This is a genomic window from Loktanella atrilutea (genome assembly GCF_900128995.1).
Lineage (GTDB): Bacteria > Pseudomonadota > Alphaproteobacteria > Rhodobacterales > Rhodobacteraceae > Loktanella > Loktanella atrilutea.
Window position 1 is genome coordinate 1 of record NZ_FQUE01000006.1, and the last position, 15,421, is coordinate 15,421.

The window sequence follows — 15,421 nt, forward strand, 5'->3', positions numbered from 1 at the left end:
ATCACATTGAGGCCGATGCCGCCCAGACCGAAGACGATGGCGCGGCTGCCGTATTCCACCTTGGCGGTGTTGATCACGGCCCCGATGCCGGTGGTGACGCCGCAGCCGATGTAGCAGACCTTGTCGAAGGGCGCGTCGTCGCGGATCTTGGCCAGCGCGATCTCTGGCAAAACCGTGTGGTTGGCGAAGGTCGAGCAGCCCATGTAGTGCAGGATCGGCGTGCCATCGAGCATGCTGAACCGCGAGGTCCCGTCGGGCATCACGCCGGCGCCTTGCGTCGTGCGGATCTTCTGGCAGAGGTTGGTCTTGGGATTGAGGCAGTACTCGCACTCCCGGCACTCGGGCGTGTAGAGCGGGATCACGTGGTCGCCGGGCTTCAGCGAGGTCACGCCCTCGCCCACCTCCAGCACGACACCCGCGCCTTCATGACCCAGAATCGCCGGAAACGCGCCCTCGGGATCGTCGCCGGACAGGGTGAAGGCGTCCGTGTGGCACAGGCCGGTCGCCTTGATCTCCACCAGCACCTCGCCCGCCTTCGGGCCGTCGAGGTTCACCTCCATGATCTCGAGGGGTTGTCCGGCCTTCAGGGCCACGGCTGCACGGGTTCGCATGGGATTGCCTTTCGCTGATCGATTTGCGGCGAAGGGTCGGGGAAATCCGGCCGGACCGCAACCCCGGACCTTGCCAGCCGGACAGGGTCGCGGCATTGTGCGGCCCATGAGAATACATGTCCTGACCCTGATCGTTCCGCTGCTGGCGGCCTGCCAACCTGTCGCGACCGCCCCCGGCGCGTCCCCTGCGGGCACCGTGCCCGCCGGCGGCGATGCCTGCGGTGCATCCGCCTATGCCGACAAGATCGGCGGCCCGATGGGCGACCTGCGCTATCCGCCAGAGCAGGAAGCGCGCCTGATCAACCCCGGCGAGATGACCACGCTGGAATACAAGCCCACACGCCTGAACATCGAGATCGACGCGGCCGGCCGGATCACGGGCCTGCGATGCGGCTGATCGCGCTGGCGCCCCTGCTGATGGCTGCCGCCTGTGGCGGCGGCCCCTTGACCACGGCCAGTCCGGGGCGCGGGCCACAGACCGTCGATACATCGGCGGTGCCCTCTGGTCCGGGGGTGGAGAATTCCTGCGGCGCGGGGCGGCAGATCAGCCTGCTGGGCAAGGATGCCACGGTGCTGGAGAAGGTTATGATCCTCGGGCCGGTGCAGGTGCTGCGGCCCGGCAGCATCGCGGCGCAGGACTTTCAGCCCGACCGGATCAACTTCATCATCGGCCCCGACAACCGGATCACGCAGATCACCTGCGGCTGAGCGGAAGACGCGCGGCCTGCAGACATGCAGGTCCCCCGCGTCGCGCACTGGGTGGGGCTTTGTCACACGACGACGGGTGGACCTGCACTGTGCCCCGGATAGCGGGACGGGATGGCGTCAGGATGGGCGTTTTGCGGCCAGTGGCGCATGGTTTCGCGGCGAAATCGGGGCGGCGTCTTGATTTGGGGCGGTCAGTGCGCAAATCTGGCGCATGACCATTCAGACCCCACCGCCCTTCGTCGCGACGCCAGATGACCGCGTGTCGTTCCACCGCACCGAACTGGGGCCGATCCTGACGTTGTATGGCCGGATGGTTGCGGCGGGAGAATGGCGCGACTACGGGATTTCCGCCCTGCGCGACATGGCGGTGTTCAGCGTCTTTCGCCGCACGGCCGAGAACCCACTGTACCGGATCGAGAAGCGGCCCAAGCTGCGGCTGAAACAGGGGCAGTATGCGGTGGTCAGCATGGACGGGCAGATCCTGAAGCGGGGCAACGATCTGGCCGCCGTGCTGCGGGTGCTGGAGCGGAAACTGATCCGACCGGTGGACTGAAACCGGCGCCCGCAAAATTACATTGCAAAAAGCAAATGTTTCGCATGCGATACATATTATGTAATCTTTAACAGTATCTTAACTCAGATTGACAAACCCTCTACGCGGCGGCGGGAGGTGACCTCGCTGTGCTCGGCCGTCCGGATGCGCAGGATCGCGTTGGCGAGGGGTTCGTAGGTGACGGCCATGGCGTTGCCGTTGGCGTGGATCATCGTGGCCGCGTCCACCATCATGCCGACGTGGCCACGCCAGAAGATCAGGTCGCCGCGCTGCAGATCCGCGTCCTCTGGCAGCGCCTCGCCCAGGGCGCCTTCTTGCAGGTCGGCGTCGCCGGGACAGGGCATGTCACAGGCATGCAGGCTGGCGGCAATGAGGCCGGAACAGTCGAGGCCGCGGGTCGAATTGCCCCCCCAGAGGTAGGGCACGCCGAAATGAAGCTGCGCGATGGTGGCGGGGCTGCTGAAGGGGCGGTCGAGCGGCCTGAGATGCTTCTTGGGGATGAAGCCCTGCGGGGTTTCGTAGAAGTGGCGCCGTTCGTCCAGCACACGGACCCGCGCACCGAAGGGCAGTTGCAGCACGTCCGGGGATTTCAGATCGTCGGCGGCATAGGCATGGGTGGCGAAGGTGCCGACGCGGTGGGTCGGCACCACCTCTGCCGTCAGCCGGTCGGAGGGAACGTAGCCCACGTAGCCGTCGTGACAGTGGACGAAGGACCAGCCCGCGCGATCCTCGAGCACGCTGACGTCGGCGCCGAGCAGGAGCTGACGGTCGCGGCGGCCGTCGGGGGCGGTCATCAGGTCGGTCACCGGGTGCGTCAGCGTGGCGGGGGTGCCGTCGACCAGCGTCAGGCCGTACACCTGCCCCGCGAGGGTGCGGTGGGCGACGCGGGCATTGGCGGGCCAGAGGCGCCGGTCGGGGGTCGCGGCTTGCGTCATAGCTTCAACAGGTCAGGCAGGGCCGCGAGGATCGCGCGGGCGCCCATGCCGACGCCACCCTTGGGGCGTGCGGGCTTGGGCTGCGGGTTCCAGCCGTAGATGTCGAAGTGGATATAGGGTTTGTCGGTGAAACGGCGCAGGAAGAGGGCCGCCGTGATCGACCCCGCGAACCCGCCCGAGGGCGCGTTGTCGAGGTCGGCGATGCCGGGTTCGATCATGTCTTCGTAGGGGTCGTGGAAGGGCAGCCGCCAGACCGGATCGGCGACCTGCGCGGCCCCGGCAGTCAGCGCCGCGGCGCTGGCGTCGTCATCGGTGAAGAAGGGCGCGAGGTCGGGGCCCACCGCGACGCGTGCGGCCCCGGTCAGGGTCGCCATGGAGATCACGAGGTCGGTCTCTGCCTCGCAGGCCAGCGCCAGGGCGTCGGCGAGCACGAGGCGGCCTTCGGCGTCAGTGTTGTTGATCTCGACCGTGAGGCCCTTGCGGCTGGTCAGGATGTCCTGCGGGCGGAAGGCATTGCCCGAGATGGAGTTTTCCACCGCCGGGATCAGGACCCGCAGGCGCAGGGGCAGGTCAAGCGCCATGATCATCCGGGCGAGGCCGAGGACGGTGGCGGCGCCGCCCATGTCCTTTTTCATCAGTCCCATGGAGCTGCCGGGCTTGATGTTGAGGCCGCCGGTGTCGAAGCAGACGCCCTTGCCGACGAGGGTGAGGTGCGGACCGGTGTCGCCCCATGACATGTCGATCAGCCGCGGCGGCGTGGCGCTGGCGCGGCCGACGGCGTGGATCATCGGGAAGTTTGACGACAGCAGGTCGTCGCCGGTGATGACGTTGATCCGCGCGTCATGGCGGCGGGCGAGGCTGCGGGCCGCATCCTCGAGATCCGCGGGGCTCATGTCGCTGGTGGGCGTGTTGATGAGGTCGCGGGTCAGCGCCTCGCCCGCCGCGATGGCCTCGATCCGGGGGGCGTCGATGCCGTCGGGGGCCACCAGTTGCGCCGCGTCGGGCTTGGGCTTGGTGTAGCGGTCGAAGCTGTAGGATTCGAGGAGCCAGCCGAGGGCTGCATCCTCCAGCGCCTGACCGTCGAGGCCGGAGGCGATCGCGTAGGTGCCGGCGGGCAGCTTGCGGGCGGCGGTGGCGGTGACGAAGCGGGTGCGGCGGCGGGTGGCGGCACTGCCCTGCCCCACCAGCGCCATGGCGATGGCGCCGTCGGCGCCTGGCACCAGCAGGATCGCACCGGCGGCGCCGGTGAAGCCGCTGGCCTGCGCCCATGCGCGGGCGGACTGCGGGATCGTGTCGGTCGCGTCGGCGTCGATGATGTGAAGGGGGATGGCCGCAGAGTCGGGAGCGGCGAAGGTGGCAGGCGTGCGGTCGGTCATCGGGGGTTCCATTCTGGCTCCCCCTCAGGGTAACGGTCTGGCCGGTGACGGCAAGGCCGGATCAGAAGTCGCGGAAGTCCCAGACCTGTCCGATGGCATGGTCGAAGCCGCGTTCGAGGCGCGAGAGCGTGGCTTCCAGCGCGATCCCGTCGCGCTGGCGGGCGCAGATACCGACGTGGCGGGCAGCGGCCGCGACCTCTGTCAGGCCGATGCCCTGCGCCACGGCGGCCATGCGGCCGGACTGGCGGGCCAGTTCATCGAAGCCGGCGATGGCGCGCACGTCATGCAGGCGGGTCAGTCGGATCGCCAGATCCTCCAGCGCGCGGCAGATCGTCTCCTCCGCCGCCGTGTCGCCCAGATCCTTGTAGATCTCGCTAAGCGGACCGGGGTCCATCGCGGGGTTGCGAGTGCACTCAAGAATGGTAACGATGCTCATCGGATCGGGCCTTTGGTCAGGATGCTGTCGATGGACCACTTCTAGGACTTGCGTGGTCACCATTTGGTTGACGCACGTCAATGAAATCCCTCGAACTCCTGTCAAATACGCCTTAATCCTGTCGTAAATGCCGAAGGAGTGATCGCCATGCAGTTCGCCAAACCGCTGCCGGAATATCTGGTCAAGCGCTACCACGGCTGGAAGGCCACGACTTATACCGAGAACCGGAGCTGGTACATGCGGCTGGCCGAGGACGGGCAGCATCCGCGGGCCATGGTCATCTCCTGCTGCGACAGCCGGGTGCATGTGACCTCGATCTTCGGCGCGGATCAGGGCGAGTTCTTCATCCATCGCAACATCGCTAACCTCGTGCCGCCATTCACGCCGGACGGGCAGCAGCACGGCACCTCTGCCGCGGTGGAATATGCGGTCACGGCGCTGAAGGTCGCGCATGTGGTCGTGATGGGCCATTCCAGTTGCGGCGGCGTGCTGGGTTGTTTCGACATGTGCGAGGGCAAGGCCCCGCAGCTTGACGAGAAGACGAGCTTTGTCGGGCGCTGGATGGATATCCTGCGGCCCGGCTACGACCGGCTGGCGGAGGGCGACGACAAGACCCGCCTGCGCGCGCTGGAGAAGGAGGCGGTTCTGGTCAGTCTGGAGAACCTGATGACCTTCCCCTTCGTCAAGCAGGCGGTGGACGACGGGATGCTGTCGTTGCACGGGCTGTGGAACCATATCGGCGAGGGCACGCTGGAATGCTACGACCCGGCGACCCGCCGGTTCGCGGCGGTCTGAGACGCGGTCATGGCAGATAAGGTCAAGGGGCCCGCATCCTACTTTCCGGCGATCGAGGCGAAATACGGACGTCCCATCGCCGCATGGAAGGCGCTGATCCGGGAGCAGACCGGGCTGACGCACATGGGGTTGGTCGGCTGGCTGAAGGACACGCACGGCATGGGGCACGGCCACGCGAACGCGCTGGTGGCCGACACGCTGCGGGAAGACACGAAGGACGGCAAGGGCTGAGGACCCGACGCCCCGGCGTCAGTCGCCGCGCGCGTGGCTGTCGTGGCGGGGGATCGCGGCAAGCAGGGCGGGATCTGCGTTCTGCATGTTCACGCCCATCTTTGCGCGGTCGGTGTCGCGGCTGGCCCAGTGGGTCAGCACGCCGCAAATGTCGCAGCGGTGCAGCGCGATCGTCCGTTCACCCCAGATGTAGGCCTGCGTCGCGCCCGATATCCGCACCTGTGCGGGCGGGAAATACGCCCAGAGCGCGCCGTAGCGGCGGCAGATACTGCAACTGCACTGGTTGAGGTCACGCGGCAGACTGGGCAGCGTCAGCGTGACCTGTCCGCAGTGGCACTGGATTTGCATTGGTGAACCCTCCGCTGGATCAAGCCGAACATAGCGCGGCAGAGCGGCGCTGTCCGCATCGATGATGCTGCGGGCGCGACCTATGACGCGTAAAAAACTATTTTTGTCGGGTTTACTTTCCTGAGCGATTTAATAAACATTGCCGCAGGACATCGGGATCGAAAGGACACCCCTGAGATGACGCGCACATGTATCATGATGATGACAGTGGCCGGCCTTGCCACGCAGGTGCAGGCCGAGACGTCGCAGGCGCAGGTGGTGGAAACCTATGCCGATATCGCAGAGGCGGGGTATCGCGATAGTCTGACGACCGCCGAAGCGTTGCGCGATGCCATCGCGGCGCTGACAGAGGCACCGTCCGAATCGACGCTGACCGCCGCCCGCGCCGCGTGGCGCGCGGCCCGCGATCCCTACATGCAGACAGAGGTTTTCCGCTTCGGCAATCCCATCGTCGACGACTGGGAGGGACGGGTGAACGCCTGGCCGCTGGACGAGGGTCTGATCGATTCCGTCGCCGACGGTTATTTCGGCGCCGGAGAGAACGAATTCGCGCAGCTGAACGTGATCGCGACGCCGACCTTCACCCTGTCCGGGCAGGAGGTCGATGCGACCGAGATCACCCCCGCCCTGCTGTCGGACGTGCTGCAAGAGGCCGACGGCAGCGAGGCGAATGTCGCCACCGGCTATCACGCGATCGAGTTCCTGCTGTGGGGGCAGGATCTGATCAGCGACGCGCCGGAGGCGGGACAGCGGCCCTGGACCGATTATGCGCAGGGCGACGCCTGCACGGGCGGCAACTGCGACCGGCGGGCCGCCTATCTGACGGTGGCGGCGGACCTGCTGGTCGACGACCTGTCGTTCATGGTCGACCAGTGGGCCGATGACGGCGCGGCGCGGGCGGCGGTGACGACGGACCCGCAGGCCGGGATCGCTGCCATGCTGACCGGCATCGGCAACCTGTCCTATGGCGAGATGGCGGGCCAGCGGGTGAAGCTGGGCCTGATCCTGCACGACCCGGAGGAAGAGCACGACTGCTTTTCCGACAACACGCCGAGCAGCCACTACCACGACGTGCTGGGGATGCAGAACGTCTGGCTGGGCAGCTACACCGGCCCCGACGGTGACGTGACGACCGGGCCTGCCCTGCGCGACGTGGTGGCCGAGGCCGATCCAGAACTGGCCGAGACGCTGACCGCGCAGCTGGCCGACACGGTCGCCGCGGCGAATGCGCTGCGCGATGCGCAGGCGGAGGGCATGCACTATGACATGCTGCTGCAGGTCGGCAATCCGGAGGGCGAGGCGCTGATCACCCCCCTGATCGACGCGCTGGTGGATCAGTCCCGGTCGATCGAGCGGGTGTCGCGGGCGTTGAACGTGAACGGCGTGGTGGTCGAGGGCGACGACACGCTGGAGGCATCTGGCGAGGTCTTCAAGTGATGCGATTGCGCGGCGGCCTTGCGGGTCTGGTCCTGATGGCGGCGGTCCCTGCGGGGGCCGCCCCTTTGCTGGATGCGGACACGCCGCTGCTGCCGCGCACGTCGGACGAGGCGGCGCGGATCGCGGCGGTCACGGCGCCCACCACCGACTTTTCCGCGCCGGAACGGTTCGAGGACAAGCCGGGCGGCGGCGCAAGCGTGCGGGCGCGGACCACGGCGGATGCCTTTTCCGACCCCTCGGCCAATATCGGGCTCGAGGGGCGGATGACCTTCAACCTCGGGAACGGGCTGTTCACGCGCAACTGGGTGTCGGCGCCGGCCTCGACCGCCGCGTCGGACGGGCTGGGGCCGCTGCTGAACGCCGCCGCCTGTCAGGCCTGCCACGTGAAGGACGGCCGCGGGCGGCCGCCGGTCAGCGAAGGCGAGGCGCCGGTGTCCCTGTTCCTGCGGCTGTCGATCCCGGCGCCTACGCCGGTCGATTTCGACGCCGAGATGGCGCAGGTGGCCGACTGGATGGCCACGGTGCCGGACCCGGTCTACGGCGGGCAATTGCAGACCTTCTCCCTGCCCGGCGTCCCGGCAGAGGCGCGGCTGGAGATCGACTATACCGAAACGCCGGTCACGCTGGCGGGCGGCGAGGTCGTGCACCTGCGCGTCCCCGACTACACCATCGCCGACCCGGCCTATGGCGGGCTGCCGGCCGACCTGATGACATCGCCGCGCGTGGCGCCGCAGATGATCGGCATGGGCTTGCTGGAGGCGATCCCGGCGGCGGAGATCATGGCGAAGGCCGATCCCGAGGATGCGGACGGCGACGGGATTTCCGGGCGCGCCAACATGGTGATGTCCGCGGTGCAGGGCGCGCCCGTGCTGGGGCGGTTCGGGCACAAGGCGGGCATGCCGTCGGTCCGCGAGCAGTCGGCGGCGGCGTTTTCCGGCGACATGGGGCTGTCCACCTCGCTGCACGTGAACGCAAGCGGCGACTGCACCGAGGCGCAGACGGCCTGCATCGATGCGCCCTCGGGCGTGGATGCGGGCACCGGAGTGGAGGTGAGCGACGAGAGCCTCGACCTCGTGTCCTTCTACGCCCGCAATCTGGGTGTGCCGGAGCGGCGGGATGCGGGTGACCCGCAGGTGCTGCACGGCAAACAGGTGTTCTACGAGGCAGGCTGCACGTCGTGCCATACGCCGAAGTTCGTGACCGGGCGGGATGCGGAGAATTCGGCGCAGAGCTTTCAGCTGATCTGGCCCTATACCGACCTGCTGCTGCATGACATGGGGCCGGGTCTGGCCGACAACCGGCCCGAAGAGCGCGCCAGCGGGACCGAGTGGCGCACGGCGCCGCTGTGGGGGATCGGGCTGACGGAACAGGTGACGGGCCACGCCAGTTTCCTGCACGATGGCCGCGCCCGCACCCTGATGGAAGCGGTCCTGTGGCACGGTGGCGAGGCGCAGGCGTCACGCGATACCGTGGCCGCCCTGCCGAAAGACGACCGCGACGCCCTGATCCATTACCTGGAAAGTCTGTAGCCCATGCGCCTGTTCACTCTCGCCCTGCTGACCCTGCCCCTGCCCGCCCTCGCCGACGATGCCGTCGACCGGGTGGTCAGCGATTTCGCCGTGCCGCATGTCACGGCCTTCGCCGAGACGACCGCGGCGCTGGCACAGGCGGCGGAGGTGGATTGCACGCCCGGAAACGCCGGCCTGCTGGCCGCCTGGAACGCGGCGATGGATGCATGGCTGGGGGTGCAGGACCTGCGCTTTGGCCCGCTGGAGCAGGGCAGCCGGCGGCAGGCGATCGCCTATTGGCCCGACGTGGATGGCCACCGCCCCCGCGCCCTGTCGCGCATCCTGACCGGGCAGGACCCGGTGCTGGACAAGCCAGAGACGTTTCCGGGGCAGCCGATCTCTGCCCGCGGGCTTTACGCGGTGGAGGCGATGCTGTTCGACCCGCAGTTCAACGATTACGGCGCAGGCGATCCGGGCTGCGTGCTGGTGCAGGCGATGACCGCCGATCTGGCCGGGTCGGCCGCGGCGGTGCAGACCGCGTGGCAGGACGACTTCGTCACCGTGATGCGGACGGCGGGCAACAAGCGGAACGCGCGCTTCCTTGATGCCAGCGAGGCGCGGCAGGTGGTCTTTACCGCCCTTCTGACCAGCATGCAGTTCGACATCGACGAACGTCTGGGCCTGCCGCTGGGCACCTTCGACCGGCCCCGGCCCAAACGGGCCGAGGGGCGGCTGTCGGGCCGGTCGCAGCGCAATCTGGAACTGTCTCTCGTGGCGCATGCGGAACTGGCCCGCGCGCTGGTGCCCGACGCGGCCGACGCCCCGCGCACCCACGCGGATTTCGAGCGGGTGATCGGGCTGGCGCAGACGCTGGACGATCCTGACTTTTCCGGCGTCGACGACCCGGCCGAGCGATTCAAGCTGGAGACCTTGCAGACCGCGCTGATCGCCCTGCGGGCGGATGTCCATGCGGAACTGGGCAAGACGCTGGATGTCAGCATGGGCCTGAATTCACTGGACGGAGACTGACCCATGACCACGCGCCGCGCCTTCCTCGGCAGTCTGCTGGCTGCCGGCGCCCTGCCCCGGCTGAGTTGGGCCGATGCGGGCAGTCCCGCGTTCCTTGCCGCGGCGCAGGAGCCCGACGGCGGCTTCGCCGTCTTTGGACTGTCGGCAGCGGGCATCGAGACGTTCCGCGTGCCGCTGCCCGCGCGCGGCCATGCGGGGGCGGCGCATCCCAGCGCGCCGGAGGTCGTGGCCTTTGCCCGCCGGCCGGGCACCTATGCGCTGGTGATCAATGCGGCCTCTGGCGCGGTGACGCGGCGGCTGGCGGCGGAGGATGGGCGCGAGTTCAACGGGCATGGGGTGTTTTCGGAGGATGGCACGCTGCTCTATACCTCCGAGGTGGTGGCCGAGAGCGGCGAGGGCCGGATCGGGGTCTGGTCGCGGGACGACGGCTATGCCCGGGTGGGCGAGTTCGCATCCGGCGGGATCGGGCCGCACGAGGTGATTCGTCTGCCGGGGACCGAGACGCTGGTCGTGGCGAACGGCGGCATCCAGACGGGTCCGGGGGACCGCGAGAAGCTGAACCTCGACACCATGGCGCCGAACCTGACCTATCTGACGACGGACGGCGATGTGGTGCAGCGCGTGGCGCTGGCGACGGAGCTGCACCATGCCTCGATCCGGCATCTGGCGGTGAATGATGCGGGGCGCGTGGCCTTTGCGATGCAGTGGGAGGGGGACGTGACGTCGGCCCCTGCCCTTCTGGGTCTGCACGACCTGGGCGATGACGCGGCGCGGCTGGTGCAGGCCGGGCCGGAGGCCCATGCGGCAATGCAGGGTTATGCGGGGTCGGTGGCGTTCTTCGACGGCGGCACCCGCGTCGCCATCTCCTCGCCCAAGGGCGGGCGGGCGCAGGTCTTCGATGCGGAGGGCGCGTTCCTGTACGAGATCGCGCGGGCGGATGTCTGTGGGCTGGCGGGGGTGGGCGACACCCTGTTGCTGACCGACGGGTTCGGCACGGTACTGGGGATGCAGGGCGAAACGCCGGCCTGGCACACGCGGTTCCGGCGGGCCTGGGACAATCACGTCGTCAAGGTCTGACGCCCCTTGCCTTTGACCGCGCCGGGTGCGGTCATGGGGCGGGGAGGATCCTTCATGAGACATGCCGTCACGCTGCTGGCGCTGATCGCGGTCGTGGTGTCGCTGGTCGTGCTGCAGGACGCGCGGCGCGGGCTGACGATCGAGAGCTTTGCCGTCGGACAGACGCCGGTGACGCGCTATGCCCGGCAGGGTGCCGACGGGCCGGTGGTCGTGGTGGCGCATGGCTTTGCCGGGTCGCGGCAGATGTTGCAGGGCTACAGCCTGCCGCTGGCGCAGGCCGGATACCGGGTGTTTGCCTTCGACTTTCAGGGCCACGGGCGCAATCCGGTGCCGATGTCGGGGGATGTGACGGCCCTCGACGGGACGACGCAGCGGCTGGTGGACCAGACGGCGGCGGTGATCGATGCGGTGGCGAATGGCGGGCCGGTCGCGCTGCTGGGGCATTCCATGGCGACGGATGTGCTGGTGCGGGTGGCGCGCGGGCGTGACGATATCGGGCCGGTGGTGCTGCTGTCGGCCTTTTCGCAGGCGATCGACGCGACGCATCCCAAGGACTTGCTGCTGGTGACGGGGGCGGGAGAGCCAGGGTTGAAGGGCTTCGCGGTGGAGGCCGCGCAGATGGTCGATCCGGGCGCCGTGGCGGGCGAGACGGTGACGGCGGGCGACGTGACCCGGCGGGCGGTGATCGCGCCGTGGGTGGAGCATGTCTCGATCCTGCACAGCCGGCGCGGGCGGGCCGAGGCGGTGGCCTGGATCGACCGGGCCTATGGGCGGACCTCTGACGTGGCGATCAGGCATACGGGCTGGGCGATTCTGGGTTTGCTGGGCGGGATCGTGGCGCTGTTCGGGGCGGTGGCGCGGGTCTTGCCGGTGACGCCGGTGGCAGCGATGCCCCCAACATTGGCCCTGTCACAGCGGCGGCTGGCGGTGGTGACGCTGGTGCCGGTGGTCGTGGCGCCGGTGGTGTCGGTGCTGGTGGACCCGCAGGGCCTGCCGGTGCTGGTGGCCGGGTATCTGGCGCTGCATCTGGCAGTCTTCGGGCTGCTGCAGCTTTGGCTGATCCGGCGCTGGGGCGGGCGGTGGGGCGCGTTCTCTCCCCTTGCCTTCGTGCTGCTGCTGGGGTGGAGCGTGGTGTTCGGCGTGGCGCTGGACAGGTATGCCGCAAACTTCTGGCCGGTGGCGCAGCGGGTCTGGATCATCGCTGCGATGGCGCTGGGGGCGGTGCCGTTCATGCTGGCGGATGCGCTGCTGACGCACGGGGCATCGCTGCGGCGCAGGTTCGTTCTGCGCGGCGGGTTCATCCTGTCGCTGGGGATCGCGGTGGCGCTGAACCCGTTCGAGCTGTTCTTTCTGGTGATGATCGCGCCCGTGGTGCTGCTGTTCTATGCGGTCTTCGGCACGATGGGGCGCATGGCCGGGCGGCGGGCGGGGCCGCTGGCGGCGGGGCTGGCGCTGGGACTGGTGCTGGCCTGGGCGCTGGGCGTCAGCTTTCCGCTGTTCCGGGCGTGAGGTAGGGGCGCAGGAGCGTCATGACGTCGACCCTTGCGCCAAGGCGCGCGGCGAGGAGGAATGTGCCGCCGAATTTCCGTTGCAGCAGCAGCACGTCGATGGGCAACGGCGGGGGGATGAAGCCGTCCTCGGCCAGCGCGATGCCCTGACGCTGGAGGCGGCGCGAGAGGGTCTGGTCGGCGAAGTCGAACCGGGGCACGTCGAGGGCGGCGAAGACCTCCTGCATCATGGCGATGATCTGCGCGCGGTGCGCGGGCCGGGTGGAGGGGCCGATGAAGCCGATGTCTTCGGCGCAGTGTTCGAGGGCCGCGGCGTCGCCCGCCAGACCAACGCGGATCAGGGCGCTGTAGCGGGCGGCCGTTTCGGGCGCGATGTCGCGGGCGGCGCCGAAGTCGAGCAGGACGATGCGGCCGGTGTCGGCCTGCCAGCGGTAGTTGGCGAAGTTGGGGTCGGTCTGCATCGCGTTGAAGGTGAAGAGCTCCGCCAGCGTCAGGGCGATCAGGTTGTGGGCGATGCGGTCGCGGGTGGCCTGCGGGGCGTCGGCGGCGGATTCGATGGGCGTGCCGGGGACGAAGTCCATGGCCAGCACCTGCGGGGTGGTGAGGTCCGCGTGCAGGCCGGGAACGTGGAACTGCGGCCGGTCCGCGAGGAGCGTGCCGAAGCGCTGCAGCTGGGCCGCCTCTCGCAAATAGTCGGTTTCGTCGTGGAGCTGCTGGCGCGCCTCGGCGAGGTAGGGCGCGAGGTCGATGCCCTTTGGCAGGAGGCCGGTCATGCGGATCAGGGCGCCGACGTTGGTCACGTCGCTGTCGATGCTGCGGGCGACGCCGGGGTATTGCACCTTGATCGCGAGGGTGCGGCCGTCGCGCAGGACGGCGCGGTGGACCTGCCCGATGGAGGCAGCGGCGATGGGGCGCACGTCGAAGGTCTTGAACCTTTGCAGCCAGCCCTTGGGCCACTGGGCGTCCAGCACCTGCCGCAGCTGCGCGGGCGGCATGAAGTGGGCGTCGTCGCGCAGGCGGGCCATGATCTGCGCCAGTTCCGGCGGGAGCATGTCGGTGGTGTCCATCGAGACGAGCTGTCCGACCTTCATCGCGGCGCCGCGCATGTTGGCGAGCTGGTCGGCGATGCGGGTGATGTTGCCGGGGGTCAGCAGCAGGTCGCGCATGGCGGGGCGCTGGCCGCGGCCCAGCTGGCCGAGGCCGTTCAGCGCCATGTTGCCGGCGACGCCGGCGGTCATCGTGCCAAGCCGTGTCAGCCGCGAGAGGCGGCCAGAGGGCACGGGAACCGGGCGGCCGCGGGAGGGGGTGTCATCCATCCCCGAGAGCTAGCGGGGATGGTGTCGCCGCCAAGGCGGCGCGATTGTCGCAGGTCAGGCGGTATATGCCCTGATCGCGGCCCCTGCCCCGTCGGCCCAGATCATGCGCAGCCAGCGGTCGAAGGCCGTGGCGAAGCGGTCGTTCCGGCCGAGGTCGCCGTAGAGGGGCTGGTCGAGCCATGCGGCGGGGCGGTCCTTCGCGGCTTTCGCGGCGGCCTGAAGGTCGGACCAGATCGGGTCGTTCGGTTCGATCGTAGTGCCGTCCTCTCGGGTGCCTTCGCACATGCGGGTCCAGAGCGCCTCGACCAGGGCCAGCCCCTCGACCGGGGTGTCGCTGGCGAGGGCGTCGCGGATCACGGGCAGGACGAAGCCGGTGTGGCGCGAGGAGCCGTCGAAGGCGACGCGGCGGGTGGTGTCGCGGATCTGGGGGTTGGCGAAGCGGGTCTCGATCAGGTCGACGTAGGCTTCGGGCGTCATGCCGGGGACGGCGTGGACGTGGGGGACGATCTCCTCGGTCTCGACCTTGCGGAAGAGGGCGTGGATCAGGGGATGTTCCATGCAGCCGGCGATGGTCTCGACGCTCAGGATCTCGCCCGCGTTGGCGATGACCTGATGGCCGCCGTTCAGGATGCGGATCTTCATGGATTCGAAGCTGTGGACGTCGTCGGTGATGGTGGCGCCAACGTCTTCCCACGCGGGCCTGCCGGCGCAGAACTTGTCCTCGATCACCCACTGGCGGAAGTTCTCGTGCGTGACGGGGACGGCGTCGGCCACGCCGAAGTCGCGGGCGAGCGCCAGTTCAGAGGGGCCGGTGGCGGGCACGATGCAGTCGACCATGGAGTTCGGGAAGGTGCAGTTTGCGTCGATCCAACCGGCGAGGTCGGGATCGGAGAGGCGCGCGAGGCCCGTGATCGTCTGGCGCAGGATGTCGCCGTTGCCCTGCAGGTTGTCGCAGGACTGGCAGGTGAAGGGACCGCTGCCCGCCGCGCGGCGGGCGCGCAGGGCGGCGACGATGGCGCCGAAGGCGGAGCGCGGCGCGTCAGGATGGGCGGCGTCGTGGGCCATGTCGGGGTGGGCCGCGTCGAAGGTGCCGTCCTTCTGGTAATAGCCGCCCTCGGTCACGGTCAGGGCGACGATACGGATTTCAGGCGCGGACATGGCGGCGATCAGGGGGGCGTTGTCGTCGGCCACGGCGATGTAGTCGATCATGGACCCCGTGACCTCTGCCGATTTGCCGGCGGGGTCGAGCTCGATCAGGGTCGTGAGGCAGTCCTGGGCCAGCATCTTGTCGCGCGCGGCCGCGTCGGCGGGGCGGACGCCGGCGCCAAGGATAGCCCAGTCGCGCGCCTGTCCTGCGTCCATCAGGCGATGCAGATACCACGCCTGATGGGCGCGGTGGAAGTTGCCGAGGCCGATGTGGACGATGCCGGGCGACAGGTCGGCGCGATCGTAGGACGGGACGCGCACGTCGTCTGGCAGGTCGGACAGGGTGGCGAGGGACAGGGGGGTGGCCATGATGGGGCTTTCAAAGGGGTCTTGAAGGGTGACGGGCG

17 protein-coding genes are annotated in these 15,421 nt (G+C 69.0%); 10 read left to right on the plus strand and 7 right to left on the minus strand.

What is annotated here, in order from left to right; genetic code table 11:
- Positions 1 to 611: alcohol dehydrogenase catalytic domain-containing protein (locus tag BUA54_RS12860; protein WP_178352748.1), on the minus strand; the 611-nt coding region annotated here is incomplete at its 3' end.
- A gap of 106 nt (positions 612 to 717) precedes the next feature.
- Between BUA54_RS12860 and BUA54_RS21255 the strand changes: the two genes are divergently transcribed.
- The 3 genes from BUA54_RS21255 (at position 718) to BUA54_RS12875 (ending at position 1,872) form a co-directional block, all read left to right on the plus strand.
- A complete protein-coding gene (locus BUA54_RS21255) occupies positions 718 to 1,008 on the plus strand; it encodes an I78 family peptidase inhibitor (protein WP_072857667.1) in 291 nt (96 codons plus the stop codon).
- Entirely contained in the window at positions 999 to 1,319 is a 321-nt protein-coding gene (locus tag BUA54_RS12870; protein ID WP_072857668.1) for an I78 family peptidase inhibitor, read from the plus strand. The genes BUA54_RS21255 and BUA54_RS12870 overlap by 10 nt, the downstream gene beginning before the upstream one ends.
- A gap of 211 nt (positions 1,320 to 1,530) precedes the next feature.
- The gene (locus tag BUA54_RS12875) at positions 1,531 to 1,872 is read left to right on the plus strand and encodes a DUF2794 domain-containing protein (protein ID WP_072857669.1); all 342 of its coding nucleotides are present in this window, start codon (positions 1,531 to 1,533) and stop codon (positions 1,870 to 1,872) included.
- 83 nt (positions 1,873 to 1,955) lie between these two features.
- On the opposite strand, the gene BUA54_RS12880 is transcribed toward BUA54_RS12875, so the two are convergent.
- From BUA54_RS12880 to BUA54_RS12890, 3 genes are all read right to left on the minus strand, one after another.
- A complete protein-coding gene (locus BUA54_RS12880; RefSeq protein ID WP_072857670.1) occupies positions 1,956 to 2,807 on the minus strand; it encodes a C40 family peptidase in 852 nt (283 codons plus the stop codon).
- Positions 2,804 to 4,183, minus strand: a complete 1,380-nt coding sequence (locus BUA54_RS12885) for a leucyl aminopeptidase family protein (RefSeq protein ID WP_072857671.1) — start codon at positions 4,181 to 4,183, stop codon at positions 2,804 to 2,806. Before BUA54_RS12885 ends, BUA54_RS12880 begins: the two co-directional genes overlap by 4 nt.
- Positions 4,184 to 4,244: 61 nt before the next feature.
- Entirely contained in the window at positions 4,245 to 4,619 is a 375-nt protein-coding gene (locus BUA54_RS12890; protein ID WP_072857672.1) for a hypothetical protein, read from the minus strand.
- A 147-nt stretch (positions 4,620 to 4,766) separates the two neighbouring features.
- Between BUA54_RS12890 and BUA54_RS12895 the strand changes: the two genes are divergently transcribed.
- Both BUA54_RS12895 and BUA54_RS12900 read left to right on the plus strand, forming a co-directional pair.
- Positions 4,767 to 5,414 (plus strand): carbonic anhydrase, encoded by a 648-nt coding sequence (locus BUA54_RS12895; protein ID WP_072857673.1) that lies wholly within the window; start codon positions 4,767 to 4,769, stop codon positions 5,412 to 5,414.
- Positions 5,415 to 5,423: 9 nt separating this feature from the next.
- Positions 5,424 to 5,645 (plus strand): DUF4287 domain-containing protein, encoded by a 222-nt coding sequence (locus BUA54_RS12900; RefSeq protein WP_072857674.1) that lies wholly within the window; start codon positions 5,424 to 5,426, stop codon positions 5,643 to 5,645.
- 18 nt (positions 5,646 to 5,663) lie between these two features.
- Here BUA54_RS12900 and BUA54_RS12905 read toward each other — a convergent pair whose 3' ends face one another.
- The gene (locus BUA54_RS12905; protein ID WP_072857675.1) at positions 5,664 to 5,993 is read right to left on the minus strand and encodes a GFA family protein; all 330 of its coding nucleotides are present in this window, start codon (positions 5,991 to 5,993) and stop codon (positions 5,664 to 5,666) included.
- A 195-nt stretch (positions 5,994 to 6,188) separates the two neighbouring features.
- On the opposite strand from BUA54_RS12905, the gene BUA54_RS12910 reads away from it, so the two are divergent.
- Genes BUA54_RS12910 through BUA54_RS12930 form a run of 5 tightly spaced genes read left to right on the plus strand, consistent with a single transcriptional unit; the run spans position 6,189 to position 12,553 of the window.
- Positions 6,189 to 7,430 carry an imelysin family protein gene (locus tag BUA54_RS12910; protein ID WP_245810683.1) on the plus strand — a complete coding sequence of 414 codons (1,242 nt, stop codon included), beginning with the start codon at positions 6,189 to 6,191 and terminating at the stop codon, positions 7,428 to 7,430.
- Positions 7,430 to 8,959, plus strand: coding sequence for a di-heme oxidoreductase family protein (locus BUA54_RS12915; protein WP_072857677.1), 1,530 nt, complete (start codon positions 7,430 to 7,432; stop codon positions 8,957 to 8,959). The genes BUA54_RS12910 and BUA54_RS12915 overlap by 1 nt, the downstream gene beginning before the upstream one ends.
- A gap of 3 nt (positions 8,960 to 8,962) precedes the next feature.
- Positions 8,963 to 9,967, plus strand: coding sequence for an imelysin family protein (locus tag BUA54_RS12920; RefSeq protein ID WP_072857678.1), 1,005 nt, complete (start codon positions 8,963 to 8,965; stop codon positions 9,965 to 9,967).
- A 3-nt stretch (positions 9,968 to 9,970) separates the two neighbouring features.
- A complete protein-coding gene (locus BUA54_RS12925) occupies positions 9,971 to 11,044 on the plus strand; it encodes a DUF1513 domain-containing protein (protein WP_072857679.1) in 1,074 nt (357 codons plus the stop codon).
- A 54-nt stretch (positions 11,045 to 11,098) separates the two neighbouring features.
- Positions 11,099 to 12,553, plus strand: coding sequence for an alpha/beta hydrolase (locus tag BUA54_RS12930; RefSeq protein ID WP_072857680.1), 1,455 nt, complete (start codon positions 11,099 to 11,101; stop codon positions 12,551 to 12,553).
- Here BUA54_RS12930 and BUA54_RS12935 read toward each other — a convergent pair.
- Together BUA54_RS12935 and BUA54_RS12940 are read right to left on the minus strand one after the other, a co-directional pair.
- Complete coding sequence (locus BUA54_RS12935) at positions 12,528 to 13,868, minus strand: ABC1 kinase family protein (protein ID WP_072857681.1); 1,341 nt, start codon at positions 13,866 to 13,868, stop codon at positions 12,528 to 12,530. The two genes, BUA54_RS12930 and BUA54_RS12935, sit on opposite strands and share 26 nt — an antisense overlap.
- A gap of 54 nt (positions 13,869 to 13,922) precedes the next feature.
- Positions 13,923 to 15,383, minus strand: a complete 1,461-nt coding sequence (locus tag BUA54_RS12940; RefSeq protein ID WP_072857682.1) for a mannitol dehydrogenase family protein — start codon at positions 15,381 to 15,383, stop codon at positions 13,923 to 13,925.
- Positions 15,384 to 15,421 lie beyond the last annotated feature (38 nt).